Here is a 25,846-nt window from a genome sequence, read left to right as displayed (position 1 = left end):
GAAATGAAGTAATGAATAATATGGACTCAAATATAAAAAGAATACATAAATACAATTACATAGTTCTGTTAGTACTATTGAGTATGCTTTTACCTCTATTGGTAAATGCTCAAAACAAACAAAAGCCAATGACGATTGAAGACCAGGGAAGTTTTGCCGTAGGAGGCTCTGTTATACAAAACGCAGGAACGTTTAATCCTATTACTCGAACACCTGAGGGACAAACTTTACACGGAGATCATGCCTATGTATTTTACCAAATACCTGCAAATTCTAAAAAACTTCCTTTAGTATTTTGGCATGGTATCGGTCAGTTTTCAAAAACATGGGAGACAACTCCTGATGGAAGAGAAGGATTTCAGAACATTTTTTTACGCAAATCATTTAGCACTTATCTTATAGATCAGCCTAGAAGAGGAAACGCAGGACGTAGTACGGTAGATGCAAAAGTGAACGCAACTCCGGATGAAATGGAATGGTTCAGTACGTTCCGGGTAGGTGTTTGGCCTGAATATTTTGAAGGAGTTCAGTTTGCAAAAGATCCTGAAACATTAAACCAATACTTTCGTCAAATGACACCTAATATCGGATCTTTTGATACAGACGTTATTGTAGATGCTACTTCAGCTCTCTTCAATAAAATAGGTGATGGCATATTGGTTACACATTCTCATGCTGGTGGGTTCGGATGGCAGACAGCGATCAAAAATAATCATGTAAAAGCAATAGCATCTTATGAGCCGGGAAGCGGTTTTCCTTTTCCTGAGGGTGAAGTACCTTCTGCTATTCCTAGTTCAGCAGGAGCATTATCTGCTAATAGTATAACTATGGATGAATTTATGAAGCTCACCAAAATTCCTATTGTAATATACTACGGAGATTATATTCCGACTGAGAGAGTTGAAAACCCGGGTATTGATGGTTGGCGAGTACGTCTCGAAATGGCTAGAAAATGGAGAGATACAGTTAATAAATATGGCGGAGATGTCACTGTTGTTCATCTTCCTGAAATAGGAATACATGGAAATACACACTTCCCTTTTTCAGACTTGAATAATATTGAAATAGCTAATTTACTCGAACAATGGTTAAATGAAAAAGAACTTATAAAATGAAAAACTTACCCCTTAAATTTTATTGCATATTAATCTGTTTATGCTGTGTAAATATTACGAATGCATATTCGCAAGAAAAGGAAAATAATATAGATAATAATTCTGAATTAATTGCACTTTCAAAACAAAATTGGCAATGGATGGCCGATCGTAATATAGATTTATTGAAAAACTTGTTTCACGAAAAAGCGGTATTTGTACATATGGGTGCAACGATGAATAAAGAACAAGAAATCAATACAATTAAAAGCGGAGGCATTCAGTACAAACATACCGAAATTCAAGATATATCTGTTCGTTTCATAAACAATATGGCTATAGTCTTAGATAAAATTAGGCTCACGGCAATAGTTGAAGGCAATGAGGTTATCAATCCTTTTATGGTAACAGAAGTATATATAAAAATAGACGACGAATGGAAATTGGGGTCGCTATCATTTACCCGAACTCTTGAATAATTAATATAGATAAAACATAAAATAATGAAAACAGTAATATTAAATAACGGTGTAGAAATGCCAATCTTAGGGTTTGGCGTATATCAAATAAAACCTGAGGAAACAGAGAAAAGTGTATTAGATGCAATAGAAGTAGGCTATCGTTCTATTGACACAGCTACAGCCTACAACAACGAAGAAGCTGTTGGCAGGGCTATTAAGAATAGTGCAATTGATCGCAGCGAATTGTTCATAACAACCAAACTTTGGATTCAATATGCAGGATATGAAAAAGCAAAAAAAGCTTTTGATACATCACTCAAAAAATTACAATTAGACTACCTAGATCTTTACCTCATACACCAACCCTTTGGCGATGTTTACGGAGCATGGAGGGCTATGGAAGAATTGTACAAAGAAGGGCGAATACGAGCTATTGGGGTTTGTAATTTTCAAGCAGACAGATTGGTCGATCTGAGCATTAACAACGATATTACTCCTGCCATTAATCAGATAGAAACCCATGTATTCAATCAGCAAATAAACAATCAGCAAGTGATGAAAAAATACAATATACAGATTGAATCTTGGGGACCTTTTGCTGAAGGTAAAAACAATATGTTTACGAATGAGTTGTTGGTATCTATGGGGGGGAAATATAATAAATCGGTAGCACAAATAGTTCTTCGTTGGCTAATTCAAAGAAATGTCGTCGTTATTCCCAAGTCGGTTCGCAAAGAACGAATGATTGAGAACTTCAATGTATTTGATTTCGAATTGAGCAGTATAGATATGCAAAAGATTTCCACATTAGATACAGGAGCGAGTTTGTTTTTTGATCACCACGATCCTGAGATGGTTAAGAGGTTATGCTCATTACATAAATAATTAACCATGAGAAAAAATGGACTAATTATTCTAATTACAATTATTTGCTTTACCTGCGGATATAACGAAGCTAAAGCTCAAAACGGAATTAGTAACAATATGAGAACAAAAAATTTAGATCTACAACAAGAAAAAACAGTAACTATTGCTGCATTTGTGGCAAGAGGCGAGCTGAACAAGTTAAAGATTGAATTAAGTGCAGGACTCGATGCCGGCTTGACTGTGAATGAAATAAAAGAAATGATAGTACAAGCTTATGCTTATTGTGGTTTTCCTCGTTCGATTAGAGGTTTACAAACCCTTATGTCGGTTCTTGAAAAACGAAAAGCAAATGGGAGTATAGACAGTTTTGGAAAAGAAGCCTCGCCAATTATAGACGTTCGTCCGAAATACGAAAGAGGAAAAGAGATTTTGGCAGAACTTTCAGGAGTAGCTGCTCCAGAAGGTCGTCCTACTAATGGTTATGGAGCATTTAGTCCCGAAATAGATACTTTTCTGAAAGAGCATCTTTTTGCAGATATTTTTGAACGAGATGTATTGACTTATGCTCAACGAGAAATGGTTACCGTCTCCATATTGATGAGTTTGGATGGAGTTGAGCCAATGTTAAGCTCACACATCAATCTTGCTCTTAATGTAGGTATTACTCCTGACCAACTTTACCAAATGACTCAAATAATAAGCAACAACGTAGATCCAAAAAATGGTGATATAGCTAAGTCTATACTCACAGAGGTTCTAAAAAATAGAGACCTGCAATTAAATAATTAATAATAAACAGTCATGAAAAAAATAAAATCAATTTTAATAGCAACGCTTATGGCAACAAGTATTATATCTTCAGCACAAAGCAATTCCAACAATCCTTTGGGTTTGGTATATGGAGATGCAATAACAGAAAATATTTCAGGAAAAGTAAATATTCATCCAGTAACTTATAAATTAAATGGAATTGATATTGCGGCAAATGTATATACACCTGCAAATTATAATAGTTCGAAAGAATATCCGGCAGTAGTCGTAGCTCATCCTAATGGAGGTATTAAGGAGCAAACAGCGGGCTTGTATGCACAGCGTTTAGCTGAAGCCGGTTATATTACTATTGCTGCCGATGCGGCTTATCAAGGAGCAAGTGGGGGCGAACCTCGTCATACAGATAATCCGGCATACCGTACTGAAGATATTCGTGGTATGGCAGATTATATTTCTCAATATCCGGGTATCGATACCCATCGTTTAGGTGCTTTAGGTATTTGTGGTGGTGGTGGTTACACCTTAAAAGCTGTGCAATCGGACAAACGATTCAAGGCTGTTGCCACTCTAAGTATGTTTAATTCGGGAGAAGTGAGACGTAATGGTTTCCAAAACTCACAACTAAGCACCATACAAGAACGCCTGAAAAAAGCATCGGAAGCTAGAGCTAAACAAGCAAACGGTGAAATCATTTATGCCGGAGTAGCTAGTGTAACTGACGAGGAAATTGCAAAAACACCTAAAGGCCTCTATCGTGAAGGATACGAATATTATTACAGGACACATGCACATCCCAATTCCACTTTTCTGTATACAATGAGCAGCTTGTTAGATTTAATGACATGGGATGCTACAGCTAATATGGACTTGATAGAACAACCTTTACTGATAATTGCAGGAAGTGAAGCTGACACAAAATACATGACTGACGAAGCATTTGCTAAAGCAACAAATGCTAAAAACAAAGACCTTTTTGTTGTTGATGGAGCTACCCATATTCAAACTTATTGGAAACCTGAGTATGTAGATCAAATAGTAGCCAAGCTTGTAAATTTTTATAATAATAACATAAAATAATTTTTTACCATGTATAAATCAATATTCCTCATAGGTTTGACTGTATTAATTACAGGATGTTGCAATACATCAGACAAAAAAGAAGCTATGACAGTAAATAGTAATGAAACCAAAAATCAAATATTTCCTAAAGGAGAGATAATTAATAATGATTACTTCAGTGGCGAGGCTTGGTTACAAATGTTGATGAAAGATAAAGATAATTTTGATCTGACCATCGGTAATGTCGTTTTTGAACCAGGAGTTCGCAACAATTGGCACTCTCATCCAGGAGGTCAGATATTGTTATGTACAGATGGCGAAGGATACTATCAGGAAAAAGGTCAACCCATAAGATTACTTCACAAAGGAGATGTAGTTGAGATATTGCCTAATGTAGTGCATTGGCATGGTGCAAGCCCTGATAGTGATTTTACACATATTGCGATCACAACCCAAGCCCATAAGGGTTCTGTTGTTTGGCTAGATCCGGTTACAGAAAAAGAATATAATAGTTACAGAAAATAATCCTATTTATAATTATGAAAATTTCAGGAATACAAGACTATTGTTTTGAATGAGTTATGATTCAATTTATCTCCCAACTAAAACAAAGAAATAGATACAAGTATAGAGAGCAAATAGAGAATTCAGAAATTAGTATGATTACGAAAGTTTGATAAATAATACACGTAAGGAGAAATGATAAAAATGAAGAAAATGATAATTTGATATCTTTAAAGTTAAATAATAACGAATCTTCTTCCTATACGAATTATCTACTTTTTGTTTAAGCTTAGACCATGAGATTAAGTGAGTTTACGACTTCACCTAACTTTTATGAGTGCGAAAGAATAACTAGCCTAATGTTACCGGCGACAGTATATATCAGGAATATATAAATGGCTTTCAAATCTAAAAAATCAATGAAAAAGCTTTTATTGAATGGCGGAAGGTTTATCTATTAGATAATTGTAACGGTACTTTAATTAAAGAAATAATAGAACATAAAGAAGATAAATATCATATTATTTGTTGGTCTAATAATCCAGATCCTAAATTTGAACCATTTTGGTAAATATGAAAGATGTTTAATCTTTATATGATGTATCGGAGTTTTATTTAGTATGTCAATTAAATAAAATATTTTATCCTATATTTGTTTATCTGATAAACTATTAAAATTAAGGTAAAAAAATCGGGGAAATTAGCCGGGTGGTGTAATTCTATTTCAGCCTTATTAGTAATACTCCATTTTATAGGAGCAATTATTTTTATTGTTGCTGGAGTTATATATGAAGATCCAATGCAGTATTTATATATAGGAATAATACTTATTATTGGCTTGTTTAATTGGTTGTGGATGTCTCTTTTTGTAAGTATAGATGATGTAGTAAGAATTATTGTACATAAAAAATAATGTTGAGTAATCTTATCAATAAAAATATGAGAAAATTTATTTTATTATTAGTCCTATTAACTTCCAGTCTAGGTATATCTCAGAGTAAATATGAAGTAGAAGATGGTAATATTGTAGTTACTAAAACTATTGAGAATATAGGGGAGACCAAAGATGAAATTTATAAACGTGTAAAATCTTATTTTACGCGTTCATATGGTAGTGCAAATTCTGTAATTCAAACAGATGATAAGGAAGGTGGTTTAGTCATAGGCAAGGGGTTGTATTTAAATATGACTACATTTCTTCTTGGAACTTGGAAAACAAATGCGTATCACATACTTAGGATAGATATTAAAGACGGTAGAGCCCGTATAATTTGTACTGCAACGACTATCATACCTAATAGTTCATCTTATTTAGATGATAAATATGAGTATGCAATCGCAAATTACTTACCTATTACAGACAAGCGAGCACCTGCTATGACCAAGAAGGCACAAGAAGAAGCTTTTAACGCTTTAGTAGAAAAAATGCAAGAATCGGTAGAATCTTTGGCGCAAACTATAAAAGGTGAGGGAGGCGTAAAAAAAGAGTATGCAGACTGGTAGGGCATAAAATTAATATAAATACTGAAAGGTTTTGTTACCTATTTGATACACTAATGCGTAAGTTGTTAAATATCAATTGTGTTTTAAATTCCATCCTTTCTGCAAAAAAATCATACAGCATCATAAGCTTCATTGATAAATAGATAAATAAGAGATATAAAAAAAGAGATAGTTTAAGCTATCTCTTTTTTTTATATTGATATCATTTCTATAGTAGCGAAGCAGCTTTTTCATCCAGAAACCAATATAAGTATCCTTGTTCCGGATTAACTAGAGCTGCGGGATATTTAGATTTAGCAACCGATCTGTTTTCGATCATTTCTTTTATTTTTTCTGCTTTATTCTCACCTGTTACAAGAAAAGCAACATGTTGTGCTTTATTAATAACGGTTCCTGTAAGGCTGATTCTTTGCTTTCCGGTTTCTGGGTGTGAAGCAACTACGCAACTGGACTTTTCATTCCAAAGCTGGATCTGATTGGGAAAAATTGATGCTGTATGACCATCATCTCCCATTCCGAGTACGACCAGCTCAAAACTAGGAATAGAATTTTTGGTTAATAATTCTGTAGCAAGAATTTTACTGTATCTTACGGCTTCATCATCAGGATTAGATTCTCCTTTAATTCTGAAAATTGAATTATCTTTAATTTGGGGTAATTGATCAAATAAATGTTCTTTAGTCATTTTAAAATTACTCATTTCATCATCGGGAGAAACACAGCGTTCGTCTCCCCAGAAAAAAGAAATTTTATTCCAGTCAATTCTTTCTTTACAATGCTCAGCCCAATAGTCAAACAAGACTTTAGGAGTAGAGCCCCCGGACAATGAAATATTTACATGCGGATAAACCTCCAGTAATTTGAGTAAAAACAGAGTGAATCCTTCACTCAGATCTTGTGTATCTTTATAAACGTTTATATTTTCTTTTATCATAATTCACAATATATACCATCATCGGATAAATTTTTACAAGGATATCTCCATCCGTATCCACAAGCTTCAATTAGGTCATCAGCTTGTACAGGCCCCCAGGAACCTGCAGGATAGCCGTATAGCGGAGCATCCGGAGTTTTATCCCAGAAATCCAAAATCGGTTGCACGTATTTCCAGGTAGCTTCCACAGCATCTCCTCTTATATATAGGGTAGAATCACCTGTCATACAATCCAGAAGCAGTCTTTCATAAGCATCGGGAACATACGTATTTTGTAAATCCGAATAATGAAAATTAATATTTACATTTTTAACCTGATATCCGTTTCCGGGAACTTTCATTCGGGTTTTCAAAAGTATTCCTTCATCGGGTTGAATTCGTAGAATCAGCTGATTACTGTCACTACTGGAATCTGCAATTTCAGGGAATAACCTTTGCGGAGCCGGACGAAAATGAATGACTATTTCAGATGCCCGGGTGGGTAATCTTTTTCCGGTTCTTAAATAAAAAGGTACATCTGCCCATCGCCAATTGTCTATAAATAGTTTCATGGCAATATAGGTTTCTGTTCGGGAATCGGGAGCTACATCTTTTTCTTCCCTGTATCCTTTAACATATTGTCCCTTGATATTAGCAGACGTGTATTGACCCCGAATCACATTTTTAAACAAATCATCATCCTTTAAGGGACGTAAAGCCTGAAAAACCTTTAATTTTTCGTTTCTGACGGCTTCAGATTCAATGGACATCGGAGGCTCCATAGCCACCAGAGCCAATAATTGCATTAAATGGTTTTGAACCATATCCCGTAAAGCTCCGGAATGATCGTAATAACTTCCTCTGTTTTCGATACCTAAACTTTCGGCAGCGGTAATTTCTACATGATGAATATAATTTCGATTCCAGAGCGGTTCATAGATACCATTGGCAAAACGCGTAACCAACAAATTCTGAACCGTTTCCTTACCCAGATAATGATCAATTCTATAGATTTGATCTTCTCTGTAATCTTCCTTTAATAGTTCATTTAAATCAACAGCTGATTTATAATCCGTACCAAAAGGTTTTTCAATGATTATTCTTCGGAAAAATTCCTCTTCTTTATTTAACCCCTGATTTGCTAAAAATTTAGGTATCAGCGGGTATAGGGTAGGGGGAGTAGATAAATAAAAGATGTAGTTTCCTTCAGTAAATTCCGTTTTGTCGAGACTTTCAAGCCTCTCTTTCAGTTTTACATATTCTTCTTCCTGATCAGTATTGATAGAAAGATAATGCAGTTTATTTAAAAAAGATGAAATATCTTCTTCTGGATCCTGTTTTCCATTGGCAAACTGAATAATTCCATCTTTCATTTTTTCACGGAACGATTCATCCGTAAATGCACTTCTGGCAACCCCTAAAATAGCAAATTTTTCAGGTAGTGATTTTTGCTTATAAAGATCAAACAAAGCAGGAATTAGTTTTCTGTATGTAAGATCTCCGGAGGCTCCAAAAATCACTAATATTTGGTTTTTAATATTTTTTTGAGACATTTATAAATAGTAATTTATACTAAATTTTAATCTTTTTTTACTTCATGTCCACCAAACTGGTTTCTCATAGCAGCCAATAATTTCATGGCAAATGATGATTCCTGTCTGGATTCGAAACGGGTAAATAAAGAAGCTGTAATTACATGCGCAGGAACATCAAAGTCCATAGCTGTCTGTACGGTCCATCTACCTTCTCCACTATCAGCAACATAATCTTTGATACCCTCCAGATTTTCGTTACCGTCTAAGGCATTTCCAATCAGTTCTAATAACCAGGAACGAACCACCGAACCCTGCATCCATACTTTAGATATTTTTTCCAAATCTACATCGTAAGGAGAATTTTTCATAATTTCAAATCCTTCGGCATAGGCCTGCATCATTCCGTATTCAATACCGTTATGAACCATTTTTACCATGTGCCCGGAACCGCTTTCACCGCATCGTAAATAGCCATTCTCGGGGGCAAGACTTTTAAATATAGGTTCAGCAAAATCGCAAGCATCCTTATCTCCTCCATACATAAGACAATAACCGTTTTGAAGTCCCCAAACACCCCCACTGGTACCACAGTCCAGATAGTGTATTCCGGATTCCTTAACTTTTTTCCCACGTTCTACAGTTTCTCTCCAATAGCTGTTTCCACCATCTACGATAATATCTCCTTTACCCAGTAGTTTTGTTAATTCCGCAATATTTTCATCCACAGGCTTACCTGCGGGAACCATAAGCCAGATAAGCTTTCTTCCTTCAAGCTTTCCAACCAGATCTTGTAGGTCGGAAGCAGGAATTGCGCCTTTTGCAGCAGCTTCTTCCACTTCCTTAGCTGTTAAATTATAAACTACAACTTCATGTCCATGATCTAAAAGGCGTTCTACCATTTTACCGCCCATTTTTCCTAATCCTACAAATCCAATTTTCATATTTATAAATTATAATTTTAGTTTAATGGTATTAGTAACCATTGTTTCTCATTAAAATTCACCAATAACCATGCCTCATATCTTAAAATATATAGATGATTTCTATGTTCATATTAGAATTGTTATAAACCTATGCTATTATGTAAATAAAGAAGCTATAAATGAATAAGATAGTGTTGAATATTCCATTACTATTTTTCTGAAAATAAATATTTAAAAATACGAAGTAGAAATAATGTCAAAATGGCATTAATTGTAAGGACGGTTTGGCGGTTGATTTTATTTCTTTTTAAATACAAATAATTAGGAACGAGCCCATGTGTATTTCACCGTGAAATATTGCTTACCGATAGTCAACAAAAGCATATTTCTTATCAAATATAATTATACTTTTTAATAAAGTAATATCCTTATTATTTTGTTTAATTTGTATAACATTGATTTAATTTTTAATAAAAATCTAATTTTATTTTAATTATTATCTTGAAAATAATTTTTATTTTTGGTATTTAAATAATTTGATTTTTTATAAATGTTAATAAACTGATTTCATGATAACGTATGATCCCGAAGATTTTGCCGGTCTTCCGTTTCGCCTTTTACCGGAAGAAGAAGAAAAAAAATATTACGCCCGTTACGGAGGCAGTAAAGACAATCGTTATGGAGATTCGCATCTGGTTCATATAAGAGTTCATATTAAGAGCCAACCATTTTTTACTCACACGCATATAGAACTAAGGTTAGTGGAACGAATCAAGGGGGAACATGAATTTACCCTTATAGCGGATCCGGATGATTTCGGAGAATCGGACGGATATCTTTTAGAGAATTCGCGTGAGTATTTAGGGAGTCACATAACTTTTGAATTTCGACAGTTCGGGAAAACGGCATCTGTATGGACGGGTGTTATTTCTAGCATTTCCAGCAGGAAAAATAAGGGAATCCGCCATGTGATACTTCAGGGAACATCCCCCTCAGTGCTTATGGAAAATGGCCTTCATTGCCGTAGTTTTGAAGACAAAACCTTTGAAGAGATAATACAAGAAGTCACCCGAGGGTATCCTCAGGATTTAATTCGCTTTAAAGTAAACCCTTATTTTAAAGAAAGCTTAAGCTATATCGTACAGTATAATCAGAGCGATTTTGAGTTTTTATGCCATCTGTCGGAAAGGTTTGGAGAATATTTTTATTATTCAGGAGAACAATACCACTTCAGTAGCTGGGGGAGCCGCATAGTGGAAGTATTGGAAGGAGAAGATGTTTACGACTACGATGTTCAGCTCAAAACCCTGCCTCAAAAATTCAGTTATACAGGTTACGATCCCCAACAAAATTCATCTTATACGATAGACTCTTCTCACTTAAGAGTACAAAGTTCGGAAAATCCATTCCAGCGTTCAGCCTCCAATACCAGCGAAGGTTTGTTTACGGTTTCTCCCACCGGACATTATCTGGGGAGTCTTATGCATCAACACCAGCAGGAAATAGAGCATCAGGTACTTAGGGAAAGGCAGCATAAACAAAACCTGGTGTATGTAGAAGCTACGAGCAATAACCCTCACTTACGGGTGGGCGACATCGCAAAGATGAATGCTTGGATGCCGGGTCACAAAGTTTTTAAAACAGGGGTAACTCCGATAGAATCGTACCGGATTCTGGAGATAATTCATGAATTTTCGGATGGCGGGGGCTATATCAACAGTTTTACCGGTGTACCTAAAGATTTAAGTGTCCCACCTTACTACAATGCTGCCTGCTTCCCTAAAGCCGAGTTGCAACATGCCACGGTAACGGATAATCAGGATCCGTTAAAGATGGGTAGGGTACGGGTACAGTTTGTCTGGCAGAAACCGAACAATCAGCAATCTCCCTGGATACAGGTGATACAGCCCCATGCCGGAACAGGCAAGGGTACCTATATGAATCCGGAGATAGGAGAAACCGTGTTATGTGCGTTTCAGGGAGGTAATGCGGAGTGTCCCGTTGTATTAGGAACCGCCTATAACGGAGGGGAGATTGCCGCTTATTATACCCAAGGAAACGATATAAAAGTGATACAAACGAGAAGCGGAGCCAAGATTGTATTTAACGATGCCGAAGGTCAGGGCTCTATAATGATAGAAGATCCCAGCGGAAATAAAATGTTCATGGATGGAGAGGGAAATATTAAAGTAAATGCACCCAAAGATATAGAAATAACAGCTGGAGATAATATGAAAATGCAGGTAGGAAATGACTTGCATTTTACGGTAGGAAACCGGGCTACGCTGGATATTATGCAAAAGATGTTCATCAACACTCCGTTTATGCAGCAGCTGGTGAGTAATTATTACCATACCCAGGCAGGAAAAGCCTTACTATCCTCTGCAAATGAAATAAAAATTGAAAGCCCGGAAACCTTTGTACAAGGAGGACAGAAACTATTTTTACATTCCGATGAGTTAGCTACGTTAAACTCTCAGGGTGTAGCTGAAATGAAAGGAGAAACTAAAAATTCTTTGAGTAATATAAGTAATGCCTATGAACCCCAGCGTGAAGAAATAAAGGCTAAATGTGTGGTAATGTTTAGACCACATGATAAATATAAAGACAATCCTGATTTCGGTTTTGACTGGTTGAGGGCCGGAGATAGCGGACAGAAAGGGGATAACTGGTTCGGAAATATTATGGGTAAATATTATGAAGCGGATAATGTTACTGTATTTAAAAATACCAACAGCTGGAACTCCAACTTTATAAAAGACATGAAAATGTATAATAAACTTTTACGAAGTTATACAAGCCTGAATATTTCATGGAAAGACAAATGGACGGGAAAAGGAAAAAACAGAAAAAAAGAACCTTATTTATACCCTGTTCCTGTGTTAACTCTTTTGCAGGGAAGATCGGCCTTATTTAATTTGAAAATACAAATAGAAGAAAAGCCCAAAAAACTGACCTTTGAATTTAAAGATAAAAAAGGATCTGAGTATTTTACCTTAAACCTAAAAGAAATAGGAGATATAAGAAAAGGGAAATACGATAAGTTCAATTATTTTAAAATAACTTGTAAAAAAGAATCTCCTAAAGAACAAATACTATACGTAAAAGCAGACGGAGAAATATGTGGAGCACTGAAATTACACCCCAATACAGCCGCTTACCAAAAGAAAATTGATGTGGTTTTTGTAAAGGTATGGACTGATGCAAATAAATCAATTAAAAAAGGAGCTATTAAATCTGGAAGCAAAGATTTTTTTAAGCAGAATTTTAATCAGGCTTTGGTTATTCCCAGTATTGTAGAAGAGGACTTAGATTGTACTGGAAGTTTATTAGGTAATGAGTTTAAAAAGAAGTTTTGTACTTACGAACTTTTAGCAGACGGAAAGACCCGCGGTTATAAAATAACCAAACAGGCGGGGTTAAAGGATTATCTGGAAAAGAAACTGAAAGACCAGTTTGGAACTAAATATGATTCTTATTATCGCATGTATTTTATAGGCGAAGAGGCAAATTGGAACGGTTTTTCGTATTTCAACTCTCAGTTCGGAGTTTATTTTGCATCGCACAATAAGGCTACGGTTGCTCATGAAACCATGCACGCCATGAATCTTCCTCATACCTTTGACGGCAGATCTGCTTCTGCCCATTATACCTATGAAGTCTATAAAACTAATAACTTATTGGATTATAGTCACCATATAGGTATAGATAGATTTTGCTTATTTTTATGGCAATGGAAAATTCTTAATTCTAAAATACGTTAAATATGAAAAAAATAACATTTCTACTTATTATATTTATGCTAACCGGATGCCGGGGACAGGAACAAAAAGAAAGTAAACCCAATACAAAAAATGTTACAATGATAGAAAAATTTGATTTTAATATATATGAAAAAACTAATAAAGGATCTGATGAATTTACTTTACCTAATGGCAATACAATATTTTCTATAGGATTTATTAAGGATAAAAAAGGATTTCAATATGAACGACTACCTTCCCCTTCCTTTTTAACTATATATAAAGAATATTATGCCAATGGAAATTTAAAGTTAAAAGAAACCTATATAGGAGAAAATGTAAAAGTAGGAATTTCCCAATACTACGATGAAAAAGGAAATTTAATCAAAGAGGTAAATGAAGACCAGAAATTCGGGAAAATCAAACCCCAGCAGGTGTTGGAATTTTTACAGGAAAAGGGCTATATTAACCTAAAAACCGGAGAAGGACGAATAGATGAAGATGGAAATGCCGTTTTTAATCTATATTTTGGAGAACAAAATAAAGAGAAGTATTGGATAATTTCTATCGTGAAAGGAATTCCTAATACTGACCCAAAAAACTTTCCTGAATTCGGTGAGCCTCCGGCTTTTTTACCCTTAAATTATGTAATGGATGGAGAAACCGGAAAAGTAAAAATAGACGGGGCTGAAGATAAAGAGGCTTCCGGGGTTTATAAAACCTATGAAGGGAAAGATTATACCCGGGAAGAATGGGAAGAGTTTGAGCAAAAACAATTTGAAGACTATGCCCGTAAGCACAATATTTCTATTGCAAAAAATGATAAAAAAGACACGAATGGATTTACCTCTCGGTTTTTATTGGATAATTAAAACCTGATTTAAAAAAATAAATAATGGCGCAAAAAATAACAGAAAAAGCTTTGTTACAATGTAACCAGGGAACTATTGAGACGGAATTACATGTAACCAGCCAGAATTTTTTCTTTATTGAAAATAAGGCCATAGCTACAGAACAAGATAAAGAATCCCAGACTCATATAAAGCCTTTCGGTTTATGTAAATTAAAACCTGTACCCGGAGGATTTCTTCCTTGTAAAGCAGCTCCGATATCCTGGCAGCAAACTACAACGAAAGACGAGCTGAACGGATATAAAGTTTTATTAGACACTTCTGTTTGCCCCTGTGCTACAGGGGGAATTATCAAAGTAACAGACAAAGGACATATAGAGAATCATGAGGCTGACTAATTTTTATTGCTTTAGAAGATATTGCTACGGGGAGTTTTACGATTGTATCAGACCTTTCAGACACTAAAAAATTTTATATACCAGTACTTAGCCGTTATACTATATATGAGTTATAAAATTAGTATTGAATAGCTTTTATCTGAGTTGATCCTAAAAGTTTGTCAGATAAATTTTGTTGAAAAGCTAAGAAAAACACTTGGTGCTACGATTTAATTTTTCCTTATATTTGTCTTTATGTTTAATGAGCTAGGAAAAATAATAAAACTTACGACATTTGGAGAGAGTCATGGACCCGCTATTGGTGGAATTATTGATGGATTTCCGGCAGGGTTGACTGTAAATTTTGAATGTATACAAAAAGAACTGGACAGAAGACGTCCGGGTCAGTCTAAAATTGTTACTCAAAGGAAAGAAGATGATGTAGTGGAATTTTTTTCCGGTATTTTTGAAGGAAAAACAACCGGTCAATCCATTGGTTTTTTAATAAAAAATACCAATCAAAAATCTAAGGATTACGAACATAACACTCAGGTTTTCAGGCCTTCACATGCTGATTATACGTACTTTCAAAAATATGGAATCAGAGATCATCGGGGAGGAGGGAGAACTTCAGCCCGTGAAACGGCCAACTGGGTAGCAGCAGGAGCTTTGTGCAAGCAATTAATTGCAGATATTGAGATAAATGCTTATGTTTCTTCTGTGGGAACCATTAAGTTGGAAAAGCCATACAATGAATTAGATTTGTCAGAAGCAGAAAATAATATTGTCCGCTGTCCGGATAACGATACCGCTGAGAAAATGATTCAGCGTATATCAGAAATAAAAAAGAATGGAGATACCATAGGAGGAGTAGTAACCTGTGTTATAAAAAATGTGCCTGTTGGTTTTGGTGAACCTATTTTTGATAAATTATCAGCCCGCCTGGCCCATGCCATGATGAGCATTAATGCCGCAAAAGGTTTTGAAATAGGAAGTGGTTTTAACGGAACTGAGCATACAGGTTCCGAACTCAATGATGCTTTTATAGAAGGAGGCAAAACGATAACCAATAATTCAGGAGGAATTCAGGGAGGAATATCAAACGGTATGGATATAATTTTTAATGTTGCCTTCAAACCGGTTGCTACCATAATGAAAGAACAGTCTACTATAGACGAACACGGAAAAGCCACAGTTATTCATGGAAAAGGAAGGCATGATCCTTGTGTAGTTCCCAGAGCCGTGCCTATTGTAGAAGCATTAGCTGCGATGATACTTGCAGACTTTTCATTACTTAATAAAGTTAGGAAGCTATAAGATTGTATCAGACAATTATAAGTTTTTTAATGTTTACTAATCAATGAAATAAAATTAAGATACATAAACTAATAAAATAATAATGGAAAATACTATAGATTTACACTATTTCTGGAATCAATCGGTTACTTATCAAGAATATAAAGAGTTAATTACTCAGCAGGAAGAGCAGGATAAAAACTCTGAAGACGAAGAAAAAAGAAAACTTGCAGACTATATTCATTTGAATTTAAGCAGAATTCACAGAAATGATAAAACTATTAAGTTAGATGAGGCTACAGTGGCCGGATTAAAATCTATTTCCAAAAAAATAAATATACTTGTTATTTCTGAGGGTTGGTGTGGCGATGCTGCACAAAGTGTACCTGTAGTAAACAAGCTCGCAGAGTCTTCTGATAAGATTGAATTAAAAATATTTTTCAGGGACAAGGATGAACGTTTGATAAATAAATACCTTACCCGGGGAGGAAAAGCAATACCTATCGTTATTATATTAGATCAGGATTTTAAAGAAATTGCTCATTGGGGACCGCGCCCCAAGCCTTTACAACCTTTTCTGGATAAGTATAAAGCTCAGCCGGAAACTTATACACATGATGATTTTGCCAAAGATTTACAAAATTTTTACAATACTGATAAAGGACAAACCATATCTCATGAGATCTTGCATCTTATTCAAGGAGTATAATAAACTGCTTTTATGAAAATAAAACCTATTTATATAGTAAATTTTTTATTTATTATCATTGTTATTGCTTTACTTTTCTCTCCCTTAAGAAAAGTATTGGAAAAAATGCAATCAACCAATGCTCAAAGTCAGTTTTCAACAATAGATAAACTTTCGGATCAGCAATATTCGATTGATTTAAAAGGGGTTAATGCTCAAGATGTTAATTTTAAAGAATTTAAGGGTAAAAAAATATTTTTAAATTACTGGGGTACCTGGTGTCCTGTCTGTGTGGAAGAAATGCCGGAAATACAAAAGCTTTATGAGAAGAAAAAGAATGAAATACAGTTTGTATTGATATATATGAAAGATGACAGGGCTTTGGTTGAACAATATTTAAGAAAAAATAACTATTCATTTCCTGTCTACGAGGCAGTAAGTCCTATAGATGCAGCACTTCTTGCAAGAGCTTTTCCTACTACTTTTTTAATTGATGAAAAAGGAAACGTAAAAGAGAAAATTGAAGGCGCCAGAGATTGGGCACAATTAAACTTTTAAGTTAAATTTTTTGCTCCGTAAGTTTTTTAACGGATGTACAATCACTTAGAGATAATAGTTAGATTTTTGCTTTGTCCCTTTCTATTATGAAGAATTATAGTTTGCCGGGTGGTTCCGTCATCAAAAGTAAGCCCGGCTGTATTAGGATATATTCTTCCTTCATTTTCCGCTTTAATAATGATGTTATTTTTTCCTTTTTCCAGTGTAAATTTCAAAATAGTACCCGATTTTAAGACATTAACATCAGGATATACCAGCTGATCATTCAAATAAACGGATATGATGTCTCCGTCTTCTTCTGCATTATCAAATACAAGAAGTTCAATCTCCTCTTTTTCTACAATGATGGGTTGATGAAAATCATTCAAAATTATGTCTTTAGGTCGTATTTCCTGAATTTCAGCATTTTTATGTTCCCAAGCATTCATTCCATTATGTATAAGTAACGGGCAAGGAGGGTTTTCACCTGATTTTAAATTAGTAAATCCATCTTTAATTAAGCTTGCCAGGCTTACGTCCCAGCCACGAGCCATCATAATAGGTATAAAATATGCCTTTTTATTGGATACAGATAAAGTATGAAGGTGTAAATCGGATAGTTCGAGGGTAGCAGTTGATAAAGAGGTATCAGCACTAAACGTTTTCCAATCTACAGATAAGGGGGTATTATCTAATAATAAATAATCTGTCATGTCACTTCTCATTATAACCTTTATATCTTTGGAATAAATCATATATTCTGGAAAAGAGAACTGTGCGAGATTAACTGCTTGATTTTCAGAAGGAATGAAGTAAATAGATGGATCCAGGGAATATTCCGGAGAACCTAAAGCCCTTTTGTCAAATATAGAATAAGCCAGTACCGGAGATGAAGATTCTATTGTATGTGGATTTTCATGAGTATACTGATAAAATTCTCCCTTATTTAGCGTTTTAGTTTGTGATTTATCAATTTGTACAGTTGTTTGATTTTTTGACGCGACTATTCTATGGATAGTAGTAGAACTAAAAAATGAACTTCCGGGATTATAAAATTTTTTATCTAAATGCGTATTATCTTTTAACATTAATGCAGTATGATCGCAGGCAGCAGATATTCGCAAACAATGATTACCACTGATTACTCCTACGATATCTGATGCTTCTACCGAATAACCGGTAAGATCCTCGATACTGTTAAATTCATAGTTTTGTCCTGCCTTTAAACTAATTTTTTCAACAATTGCACCGTTTGAATCTTTTATAGTTACCTGTGTTTTCTTTTTATTTATAGAAAAAATATCTATGAAACTTTGTACTTTATATTTTTTCGATTGATCCGGATATCCGGGAACTAAATAATCTTTCCCCCACATCGATTTAGGTATCAGCGTAAAGCTGCTGTTACTGTAGGGATTGTTTCTTTCAACCCGAATAAATGTATTAGGGTTATCAGATTTGATTTTTACAATTTTATCTGAATATTCATGAGTAGCTATCGGAAACTTTTCAGTAACTAATAAATATCCGGAATCAGGAATAGTATATTCTTTGCTGCCGATAAGTATATTTGAACCGGGAACTCCCTGAATATGTAATTTATCATTCATTATTATTTCTTCAACCCCGCCTGCGTCACGTAGTGAGTTTGATCCCGAAAACACAGTGGCAAATTCTTCATTTATAAGATCACAACGGTTTGTATTTTGGGCTTGAACATTGACTGAGAGTAAGAAAATATAAAAATTAATCTTCGAATTCTTGAGTATAGCTTTAACATTCATTATCATAATATATAGTAAGTAAACAGCTTAATTTCTGTGGTTTAACCTGAAAGGCTGTTTTTTTATTGCCTTTATCTGTCTTTTTTAAGAAATAAGTGTGTAAAACAGAAACTTTAGCCTAAATTACAAATATTAAAAATAGTAAAAATTTATTATTAAAGATTCGATAAGATATACTGTTCGGTAAGAATAAAATATTTCTATCTTTGCACAAATTTTTCAAGATATGAAATGTGGAATTGTTGGTTTACCCAATGTAGGAAAGTCTACTTTATTTAATTGTTTATCTAATGCAAAAGCGCAATCGGCAAATTATCCGTTTTGTACTATTGAACCTAATGTAGGAACAGTATCGGTTCCGGATCCCCGCTTAAATAAACTGGAAGAGCTTGTAAATCCGGAGAGAGTACTTCCGGCGGTTGTTGAGATTGTGGACATTGCAGGTTTGGTTAAAGGAGCCAGTAAAGGAGAGGGATTAGGGAATCAGTTTCTTGCAAATATCAGAGAAACCAATGCCATTATACATGTATTGAGATGTTTTCAAGATGATAATATTACCCATGTAGAGGGCTCTATCAATCCGGTAAGAGATAAAGAGATTATTGATATAGAGTTACAGCTTAAAGACTTGGATACGATAGAAAAAAGACTGGATAAATCTAAAAGAGCAGCTAAGGCAGGTAACAAAGAAGAACAGATTGTAGTTTCCGTACTGGAAAAATTAATCGTATTTATTGAACAAGGAAAAAATGCCAGGGAATTTGAAACTGATGATACTACTTATTCCGTTATATCAGAACTTCAATTACTTACATTCAAACCTATCTTATATGTCTGCAATGTAGATGAAAAGTCAGCCAAAGATGGCAATGAGTTTGTGGATCAGGTAAAAGAAAAAGTTAAAGATGAAAAAGCCGAAGTCATTGTATTAGCTGCACAAATCGAAGCAGATATTTCCGAACTGGATACCTATGAGGAAAGACAGATATTTTTGGAAGAACTGGGACTTGAAGAACCAGGAGTTAACCGCTTAATACGTCAGGCATATAGATTGTTGGATTTACAAACTTATTTTACTGCGGGAGTAAAAGAAGTAAGGGCCTGGACTATTCAAAAAGGATGGACAGCACCTCAGGCAGCCGGAGTTATTCATACAGATTTTGAAAAAGGATTTATTCGGGCAGAAGTAATTGCTTATGAAGATTTTGTTACCTATGGCTCTGAAGCAAAAGTAAAAGAAGCAGGAAAATTATCCGTTGAAGGAAAAGAATATATTGTAAAAGATGGTGATGTGATGCATTTCAGATTTAATGTCTAGCATTTTCAAAAAATAAAAATATTTTAAAACAACCGCTTAAAGAGTAATTTTTAAGCGGTTGTTTATTTATACTCATATATTCATAGAAGAAATTTAATTTTTTTTAAGTGTCATTCAATAGAATTTTTATTCATTAAGTATTTAGATTAATTAGGGAAAAATAATTAATGTATACTAATTAATATAAAAAAAAATGCCATATTTGTTTTATTAAACAAATAAATAATTTTACTTATTATGAAAAAAGTTTTATTTACATTATCGGTTGCCTGTTTACTGTGTTCTGGTATTAGTGCTCAAATTAAAATAGGAAAAACTAGCATAGGGAAGGGAAAGATAGATGCAGTGAAAAATGTTTCTAAAGCTCTTACCGTTTCAGATGAAGAAATAGCAAGCGCAGCTGCAAAATCTGTTAAGTATATGGATGAAAACAATCCGGTTTGTTCGACTAAGGATAAAGATAAAAAAAAGAAAGCTTATGCAGAGCGTTTGGAAAGGATATTCGGACCCTATAAAAATTATGATGGGCTGAATTTAAATTATAAAGTTTATTATGTAACTGATATTAATGCTTTTGCTTGTCCGGATGGCAGTGTTCGTGTTTTTTCATCTCTTATGGATATAATGACAGATGATGAACTATTAGGAATTATAGGACACGAAATAGGTCATGTTAAATTAGAGCATTCTAAAAAAGCATTCAAACAAGCCCTTTTAACTGAAGCTGCAGCCAAATATGCGGGAGATACTCAAGGTTCTGTATCTGCTATGGTTAATTCTGATATTGGAACCGTTGCCCAAAATTTAACAGGAGCTCAGTTTTCGCAGACTCAGGAATCTGCTGCGGATGATTACGCATACAAATTTTTAGTTTCTATAGGAAAAGATCCGCAGGCTCTGGTAACTGGATTTACCAAATTTGCTGAAATGGAAAAAAAGGCTGGTTCTGATAAAAGTTTGCAATCTAAAATGTTTTCCAGTCACCCCGACAGTGAAAAAAGAGCAAAGAAAATCAGTGAAAAAATAAAAAAGTCCAAGAAGTAAGATAGATAATAAAAAGTATTTGTAGGTTAAAATTAATTGCTTAATTTTGCAACCTGATTGATTAACCTCTGACGAAGTACGTGAATGTTATTCAACTTTAAACTAATTTATATTTTTATAAATGGAACCATTAATTAAGTACGTACAGGATAAGTACATTACAAAAAAAGAATTTCCTGAGTTTAACGCAGGGGATACTATTACTGTTTATTATGAAATTAAAGAGGGTAACAAAACTAGAACTCAGTTCTTTAAAGGTGTTGTTATTCAGGTTAAAGGTACGGGAGCTACTAAAACTTTTACCATCAGAAAAATGAGTGGTGAGGTTGGTGTGGAAAGAGTATTCCCTATTAATATGCCTGCTCTTCAAAAAATTGAAGTTAACCGTAAAGGTAAAGTTAGAAGAGCAAGAATTTATTACTTCAGAAATCTTAGAGGTAAGAAAGCAAGAATTAAAGACGCCAGATTCGGGTCTTAATAATTTTCGGCTTTATGCAAAAAATAAAAGAGCAACATTTCTAATGTTGCTCTTTTTTTTTATAATAATTTTAGTTGTCATACACTTCAAAACTATGATCTGAATATAAAATTATTATTTTTTTAATCTTCTTGTCTTCTTTATTTATTTCCTTGCTGTCTTCTCTGACATTCTCGTCAGGAGAAATTTCTTTTTTTTCTTTTGAAATATTGAATGTAGAGGAAGGTATGATGGTTTGCGAAAAAAGATCAGGATTATGCACGGTATCATTATCCTCAAATAAAACGGAAGGTGATTTTTTAGATTCTTTCAATTCTTCATCAGTATTCAATGAAGAAAAAATTTCAGTATCTCTATTTTTTACAGGAGAACCTTTCCCTAAAATCAACCAATCAGAATTAACCTCAGGAAATACTTTTAATGTCCTTTCTAAAAAATCTAAAGAGGGTTTATTTCTTCCGGAAGTTATATGGGAAATTCCGGATCTCTGAACATTAATTTTATCAGCAAATTCACCAGGTGACAAACCTAGTATATTTATTAAAGAAGTTATACGTTTAGAAATATCCATGTTTTACAAATGTTAATTATTTACAAATGTAAATAATATATATAAATACAAATTTAAGAATAATTTTTAAGTTCACAACTGCATACAACTTAAACTTAACTTAAACCAATAGTTAATATATAACATGTTAAATAACTAGTATATAGCAATTTAAGTTACTTAGGTTATATAGTTGCTATAAAATCAAGCATAACAAGACATACTGTCATATATGTTTGTTTACAAATGTGAAATAGCGTTAAGGCTATGATTACATTTGTAATATACAAATGTAACGAGGCTGTAGCTTTATTTTAATTTATATTTGTAAAAAATTAGATATGAAAACAGATTTTGATATTAAAGAATTAGACAATAACTTTCAATATGAAGATAATTTTAATACTAGATATGTCAATCCTAAAAAGCTGAATGAATTTTTAAATGCAAATTATAAAAACCAACTGGTGCAGGTTGGGAAATCTGTTTTAAATAAACCCATTTACAAACTTACTTTGGGTAAAGGAAAAAGATGTGCTATCATGTGGACTCAAATGCACGGTAATGAAACAACCGGAACTTTAAGCGCTCTAGATTTGCTTAAATTTTTATCGTCCGAAGGAAATATCGTACACGCAATTCTCAGCGAGTTTACAGTAGATATTATTTTTATGCTTAATCCGGATGGATCAGAGGTTTGGACCCGAAGAAATATAGAAGGTATTGATATAAACAGGGACTATATAGCTGAATCTTCTATAGAAATGCATGTATTAAAACAAATAATAAGTGAAAAAAATTATCATTTAGCATTTAACCTGCATGACCAAAGAACAATATTTGGAGTTAAAGGGAAAAAAGAACCTGCTACATTAGCGTTTTTATCTCCTTCAGTATCAGAAGGTAGGGAAATAACAGATATACGAAAAAAATCTATGGGAATTATTGCTCATATTTACCGTGAATTGACCTGTATTTTACCAGATAAAATTTCAAGGTTTACCGATGAGTTTTATCCACGTTCCTCGGGGGACAATATTCAAAAATCAGGAATTCCTACCTTATTATTTGAAGCAGGCCACTATCCTGATGATTATCAAAGAAAAAAAACAAGAAAATATTTTTCATTGGCATTGATAACTGCTTTATATTACGCATCTACTGAATATAAATGGGAAGATCAACATGAAGAATATTTAAAAATTCCTGAAAATTCAATTTCTTATTATGATATTATATATCGAAATGTACGATTAAGCACCAACAGCAACCGGGTAGCAGATTTAGGCATTCAATATGCAGAATCGATTAAATCTGGAGATGAAGAAATATCCTTTAGTGCTAAAATTGAAGAAATAGGTGATTTATCTCATTTTTATGCACACAGCGAATACGATGCTGAAGGAAGAAGCTTTTATTCTAAAGTATCAGATTTTCCTAAGCTGGGTCTTATGGCAGATTTTCAGTTGGATGAATGGATTATTGTTAACGGTAAAAAACTCGATTCTTTTGTATAAAAATTGTCTGGTTAAATCTTAGAAGTAAGTAAATAATAAATCAGATTAAACTTTTTTGAATATCTATTGTCTATAAGTTAAGTTAAGAAATGGAAGAAAAAGAATTACTACTGCTGATAGAAAAAGATATTGAGAAAGGCTTTTCCATATTGGTTAAACAATATAGTAAGCCGGTATATTGGCATATAAGGAAGATTTTGCTTAATCACGACGACTCGGATGATGTTACTCAAAATGTTTTTATTAAAATTTTTCAGAATTTAAAATCTTTTAAAGGAGATTCAAGCCTTAAAACATGGATTTACAGAATAGCGACTAATGAATCAATTAATTTTTTAAATAGTGCAGCTAAAAAGAAAAATGTTAATAGTGAAGAATTAGTAGCCCAATTATCTTCTAATCTGGAAGACGATAATTATTTTACAGGAGATGATATTCAATTAAAATTACAATTGGCCGTTGCTAAACTTCCTGAAAAACAAAGAATTGTATTTAATATGAAATATTTTGATGATATGAAGTACGAAGAAATATCTGAAATATTGGAAACTTCTGTTGGAGCATTAAAAGCTTCCTATCATCATGCAACAAAAAAAATTGAAGAATATCTTTTAAAAAACGTCGAAAAATGAAAGATTATTTAAATAAACCAACAGGTTCACAACCATTTAAAACTCCGGAAGGATATTTTTCTGAGTTAGAAAATAAAATTTTACATTCAACTATAAATAAAAAAAACGGTAATCCCTTTACAGTTCCAGATCGATATTTTGATGAGTTGGAGAGTTCAATTGCAGATAAAATAGTGCCTGTTCAAAAATCAATAAATCATAAGAAAATAATTCCATTATTTAATAAAAAAATATATTGGACATCTATTGCTGCATGTCTTGTTATATTTATAGGTTTAGGAATTCTTTATTTTAATCAAACGGAACAAGCTGATAACACTAAAATAGTTAAATTAAACAAAACAAATAACGATTCATCTGTTAACAACTCTATAGCTAATAAATATATAAGTATGGAAACAAAGGAAAAAGAAGAATCAGATAATTTGAAAGCATCCTATATTGATCAACCGATGGTAAGCGGTAAGCAGATAAAAAAAACATCTAAAACTTTGCAGAACAAGTCAGAAATGAAAAATAATTACGAAGAAAAAACATCGGAAGTTATTTACAGTTTATATTTTGAAGATACTTCTGATGATACGTATTTGACTTCGGAAGATGAATTTTTTTTATAATTAATTGGTATAACAAATATAACTACCGAAATAATTACCGTTAATTATCATAATTCAATTTTTTAATGAATGAATGATCAATGTGTATATTCAAAAAACGCTTCTTCCAGATTAGAATAAGTATCTTTAAATTCTTCAATACTTTTATCTTGGATAATTGTTCCTTTATTTAAAAGTATAACTCTTGAACATAGAGCTTCTACTTCCTGCATAATATGAGTGGATAAAATGACTGTTTTTTCTTTACCCAGTTCATGAATAAGTTGTCTGATTTCTATAATCTGATTAGGATCCAATCCGTTAGTCGGTTCATCAAGTATCAATATTTCCGGATCAAAAATTATTGCTTGTGCTAAGCCAACCCTTTGTTTATACCCCTTAGATAACTGACTGATTTTTTTATTTTGTTCCTGATTAAGGCCTACTTTTTCAATAATTCCATTAATTTTACTTTTGTTAGTCTTATGAATATCAGCAACAAAACGAAGATATTCCTTAACATACATATCCGGATACAGAGGGTTATTTTCAGGAAGATATCCCACCATTGCTTTGGTTTTGTCAGGTTGAAGGCAGTTATCAATACCATTTATTAAAATAGTTCCCTCATCCCAGGATAGTGATCCAACGATAGAACGCATCATTGTCGTTTTACCCGCTCCATTAGGACCCAGTAACCCTACAATTTCCCCCTTTTTTATTTCCAGCGAAATAGCATTTAAAGCAACTTGCTTCTTATATTTTTTAGTAAGATTTTGTACTTTTACAGACATTTTTATCCTGT

The 25,846-nt window shown here is 33.5% G+C and carries 25 protein-coding genes; 19 read left to right on the top strand and 6 right to left on the bottom strand.

Annotated elements, in window-relative coordinates; translation table 11 throughout:
- The first annotated feature begins 11 nt into the window (after positions 1-11).
- The 7 genes from EOV51_RS12045 (at position 12) to EOV51_RS12015 (ending at position 6,259) form a co-directional block, all read left to right on the top strand.
- Positions 12-1,115: an alpha/beta hydrolase gene (locus EOV51_RS12045; protein WP_228427628.1), complete on the top strand. Its 1,104-nt coding sequence runs from the start codon at positions 12-14 to the stop codon at positions 1,113-1,115.
- Positions 1,112-1,573 carry a nuclear transport factor 2 family protein gene (locus EOV51_RS12040; protein WP_128152775.1) on the top strand — a complete coding sequence of 154 codons (462 nt, stop codon included), beginning with the start codon at positions 1,112-1,114 and terminating at the stop codon, positions 1,571-1,573. Before EOV51_RS12045 ends, EOV51_RS12040 begins: the two co-directional genes overlap by 4 nt.
- A 24-nt stretch (positions 1,574-1,597) precedes the next feature.
- Entirely contained in the window at positions 1,598-2,440 is an 843-nt protein-coding gene (locus tag EOV51_RS12035) for an aldo/keto reductase (RefSeq protein WP_128152774.1), read from the top strand.
- 6 nt (positions 2,441-2,446) lie between these two features.
- A complete protein-coding gene (locus EOV51_RS12030) occupies positions 2,447-3,211 on the top strand; it encodes a carboxymuconolactone decarboxylase family protein (RefSeq protein WP_128152773.1) in 765 nt (254 codons plus the stop codon).
- Positions 3,212-3,223: 12 nt separating this feature from the next.
- Positions 3,224-4,270 carry an alpha/beta hydrolase gene (locus tag EOV51_RS12025; protein WP_128152772.1) on the top strand — a complete coding sequence of 349 codons (1,047 nt, stop codon included), beginning with the start codon at positions 3,224-3,226 and terminating at the stop codon, positions 4,268-4,270.
- Positions 4,271-4,279: 9 nt separating this feature from the next.
- Positions 4,280-4,777 (top strand): cupin domain-containing protein, encoded by a 498-nt coding sequence (locus tag EOV51_RS12020; protein WP_228427627.1) that lies wholly within the window; start codon positions 4,280-4,282, stop codon positions 4,775-4,777.
- Positions 4,778-5,695: 918 nt separating this feature from the next.
- The gene (locus tag EOV51_RS12015; RefSeq protein WP_164875307.1) at positions 5,696-6,259 is read left to right on the top strand and encodes a DUF4468 domain-containing protein; all 564 of its coding nucleotides are present in this window, start codon (positions 5,696-5,698) and stop codon (positions 6,257-6,259) included.
- Positions 6,260-6,467: 208 nt separating this feature from the next.
- On the opposite strand, the gene pgl is transcribed toward EOV51_RS12015, so the two are convergent.
- Genes pgl through gnd form a run of 3 tightly spaced genes read right to left on the bottom strand, consistent with a single transcriptional unit; the run spans position 6,468 to position 9,648 of the window.
- A complete protein-coding gene (pgl, locus tag EOV51_RS12010) occupies positions 6,468-7,193 on the bottom strand; it encodes a 6-phosphogluconolactonase (RefSeq protein ID WP_128152770.1) in 726 nt (241 codons plus the stop codon).
- Positions 7,190-8,725 (bottom strand): glucose-6-phosphate dehydrogenase, encoded by a 1,536-nt coding sequence (gene zwf, locus EOV51_RS12005; RefSeq protein WP_128152769.1) that lies wholly within the window; start codon positions 8,723-8,725, stop codon positions 7,190-7,192. The genes pgl and zwf overlap by 4 nt, the downstream gene beginning before the upstream one ends.
- 26 nt (positions 8,726-8,751) lie before the next feature.
- Positions 8,752-9,648, bottom strand: coding sequence for a phosphogluconate dehydrogenase (NAD(+)-dependent, decarboxylating) (gene gnd, locus EOV51_RS12000; RefSeq protein ID WP_128152768.1), 897 nt, complete (start codon positions 9,646-9,648; stop codon positions 8,752-8,754).
- A 551-nt stretch (positions 9,649-10,199) separates the two neighbouring features.
- Between gnd and EOV51_RS11995 the strand changes: the two genes are divergently transcribed.
- The 6 genes from EOV51_RS11995 (at position 10,200) to EOV51_RS11970 (ending at position 17,143) form a co-directional block, all read left to right on the top strand.
- A complete protein-coding gene (locus EOV51_RS11995) occupies positions 10,200-13,394 on the top strand; it encodes a phage baseplate assembly protein V (protein WP_128152767.1) in 3,195 nt (1,064 codons plus the stop codon).
- Between the two features lie 2 nt (positions 13,395-13,396).
- Positions 13,397-14,245: a hypothetical protein gene (locus EOV51_RS11990; protein ID WP_128152766.1), complete on the top strand. Its 849-nt coding sequence runs from the start codon at positions 13,397-13,399 to the stop codon at positions 14,243-14,245.
- A gap of 23 nt (positions 14,246-14,268) precedes the next feature.
- Positions 14,269-14,622 carry a DUF4280 domain-containing protein gene (locus tag EOV51_RS11985; RefSeq protein ID WP_128152765.1) on the top strand — a complete coding sequence of 118 codons (354 nt, stop codon included), beginning with the start codon at positions 14,269-14,271 and terminating at the stop codon, positions 14,620-14,622.
- A 234-nt stretch (positions 14,623-14,856) separates the two neighbouring features.
- Positions 14,857-15,918, top strand: coding sequence for a chorismate synthase (aroC, locus tag EOV51_RS11980; protein ID WP_128152764.1), 1,062 nt, complete (start codon positions 14,857-14,859; stop codon positions 15,916-15,918).
- Between the two features lie 82 nt (positions 15,919-16,000).
- Positions 16,001-16,606 carry a thioredoxin family protein gene (locus tag EOV51_RS11975; protein ID WP_128152763.1) on the top strand — a complete coding sequence of 202 codons (606 nt, stop codon included), beginning with the start codon at positions 16,001-16,003 and terminating at the stop codon, positions 16,604-16,606.
- Between the two features lie 12 nt (positions 16,607-16,618).
- Complete coding sequence (locus EOV51_RS11970) at positions 16,619-17,143, top strand: TlpA family protein disulfide reductase (protein WP_128152762.1); 525 nt, start codon at positions 16,619-16,621, stop codon at positions 17,141-17,143.
- Between the two features lie 41 nt (positions 17,144-17,184).
- Here EOV51_RS11970 and EOV51_RS11965 read toward each other — a convergent pair whose 3' ends face one another.
- Positions 17,185-18,906 (bottom strand): IgGFc-binding protein, encoded by a 1,722-nt coding sequence (locus EOV51_RS11965; RefSeq protein WP_128152761.1) that lies wholly within the window; start codon positions 18,904-18,906, stop codon positions 17,185-17,187.
- A gap of 226 nt (positions 18,907-19,132) precedes the next feature.
- Here EOV51_RS11965 and ychF point away from each other — a divergent pair, with 226 nt between their 5' ends.
- The 3 genes from ychF to rplS all read left to right on the top strand — a co-directional run bounded on the left by ychF (position 19,133) and on the right by rplS (position 21,746).
- Entirely contained in the window at positions 19,133-20,224 is a 1,092-nt protein-coding gene (ychF, locus tag EOV51_RS11960) for a redox-regulated ATPase YchF (protein ID WP_128152760.1), read from the top strand.
- A gap of 237 nt (positions 20,225-20,461) precedes the next feature.
- Complete coding sequence (locus tag EOV51_RS11955) at positions 20,462-21,268, top strand: M48 family metallopeptidase (protein ID WP_128152759.1); 807 nt, start codon at positions 20,462-20,464, stop codon at positions 21,266-21,268.
- A gap of 121 nt (positions 21,269-21,389) precedes the next feature.
- Positions 21,390-21,746, top strand: coding sequence for a 50S ribosomal protein L19 (gene rplS, locus EOV51_RS11950; protein WP_128152758.1), 357 nt, complete (start codon positions 21,390-21,392; stop codon positions 21,744-21,746).
- Positions 21,747-21,816: 70 nt separating this feature from the next.
- Here the strand turns inward: rplS and EOV51_RS11945 are convergent, their stop codons facing one another.
- Positions 21,817-22,317 carry a helix-turn-helix domain-containing protein gene (locus tag EOV51_RS11945; RefSeq protein WP_128152757.1) on the bottom strand — a complete coding sequence of 167 codons (501 nt, stop codon included), beginning with the start codon at positions 22,315-22,317 and terminating at the stop codon, positions 21,817-21,819.
- A 320-nt stretch (positions 22,318-22,637) separates the two neighbouring features.
- On the opposite strand from EOV51_RS11945, the gene EOV51_RS11940 reads away from it, so the two are divergent.
- The 3 genes from EOV51_RS11940 to EOV51_RS11930 all read left to right on the top strand — a co-directional run bounded on the left by EOV51_RS11940 (position 22,638) and on the right by EOV51_RS11930 (position 25,062).
- A complete protein-coding gene (locus tag EOV51_RS11940; RefSeq protein ID WP_128152756.1) occupies positions 22,638-23,813 on the top strand; it encodes a M14 family zinc carboxypeptidase in 1,176 nt (391 codons plus the stop codon).
- An 89-nt stretch (positions 23,814-23,902) separates the two neighbouring features.
- A complete protein-coding gene (locus EOV51_RS11935) occupies positions 23,903-24,445 on the top strand; it encodes an RNA polymerase sigma factor (RefSeq protein WP_128152755.1) in 543 nt (180 codons plus the stop codon).
- Positions 24,442-25,062 (top strand): hypothetical protein, encoded by a 621-nt coding sequence (locus EOV51_RS11930; protein ID WP_128152754.1) that lies wholly within the window; start codon positions 24,442-24,444, stop codon positions 25,060-25,062. Before EOV51_RS11935 ends, EOV51_RS11930 begins: the two co-directional genes overlap by 4 nt.
- 77 nt (positions 25,063-25,139) lie before the next feature.
- Here the strand turns inward: EOV51_RS11930 and EOV51_RS11925 are convergent, their stop codons facing one another.
- On the bottom strand, positions 25,140-25,835 hold the full coding sequence (locus EOV51_RS11925) for an ABC transporter ATP-binding protein (protein ID WP_128152753.1): 696 nt from the start codon (positions 25,833-25,835) through the stop codon (positions 25,140-25,142).
- Between the last annotated feature and the right edge of the window lie 11 nt (positions 25,836-25,846).

Origin of the sequence: Apibacter raozihei (assembly GCF_004014855.1) — a bacterium.
Taxonomy (GTDB): Bacteria; Bacteroidota; Bacteroidia; order Flavobacteriales; family Weeksellaceae; genus Apibacter; species Apibacter raozihei.
Note: the sequence above shows the minus strand (reverse complement) of the source record. Positions and strands in the feature narration are given on the sequence as shown.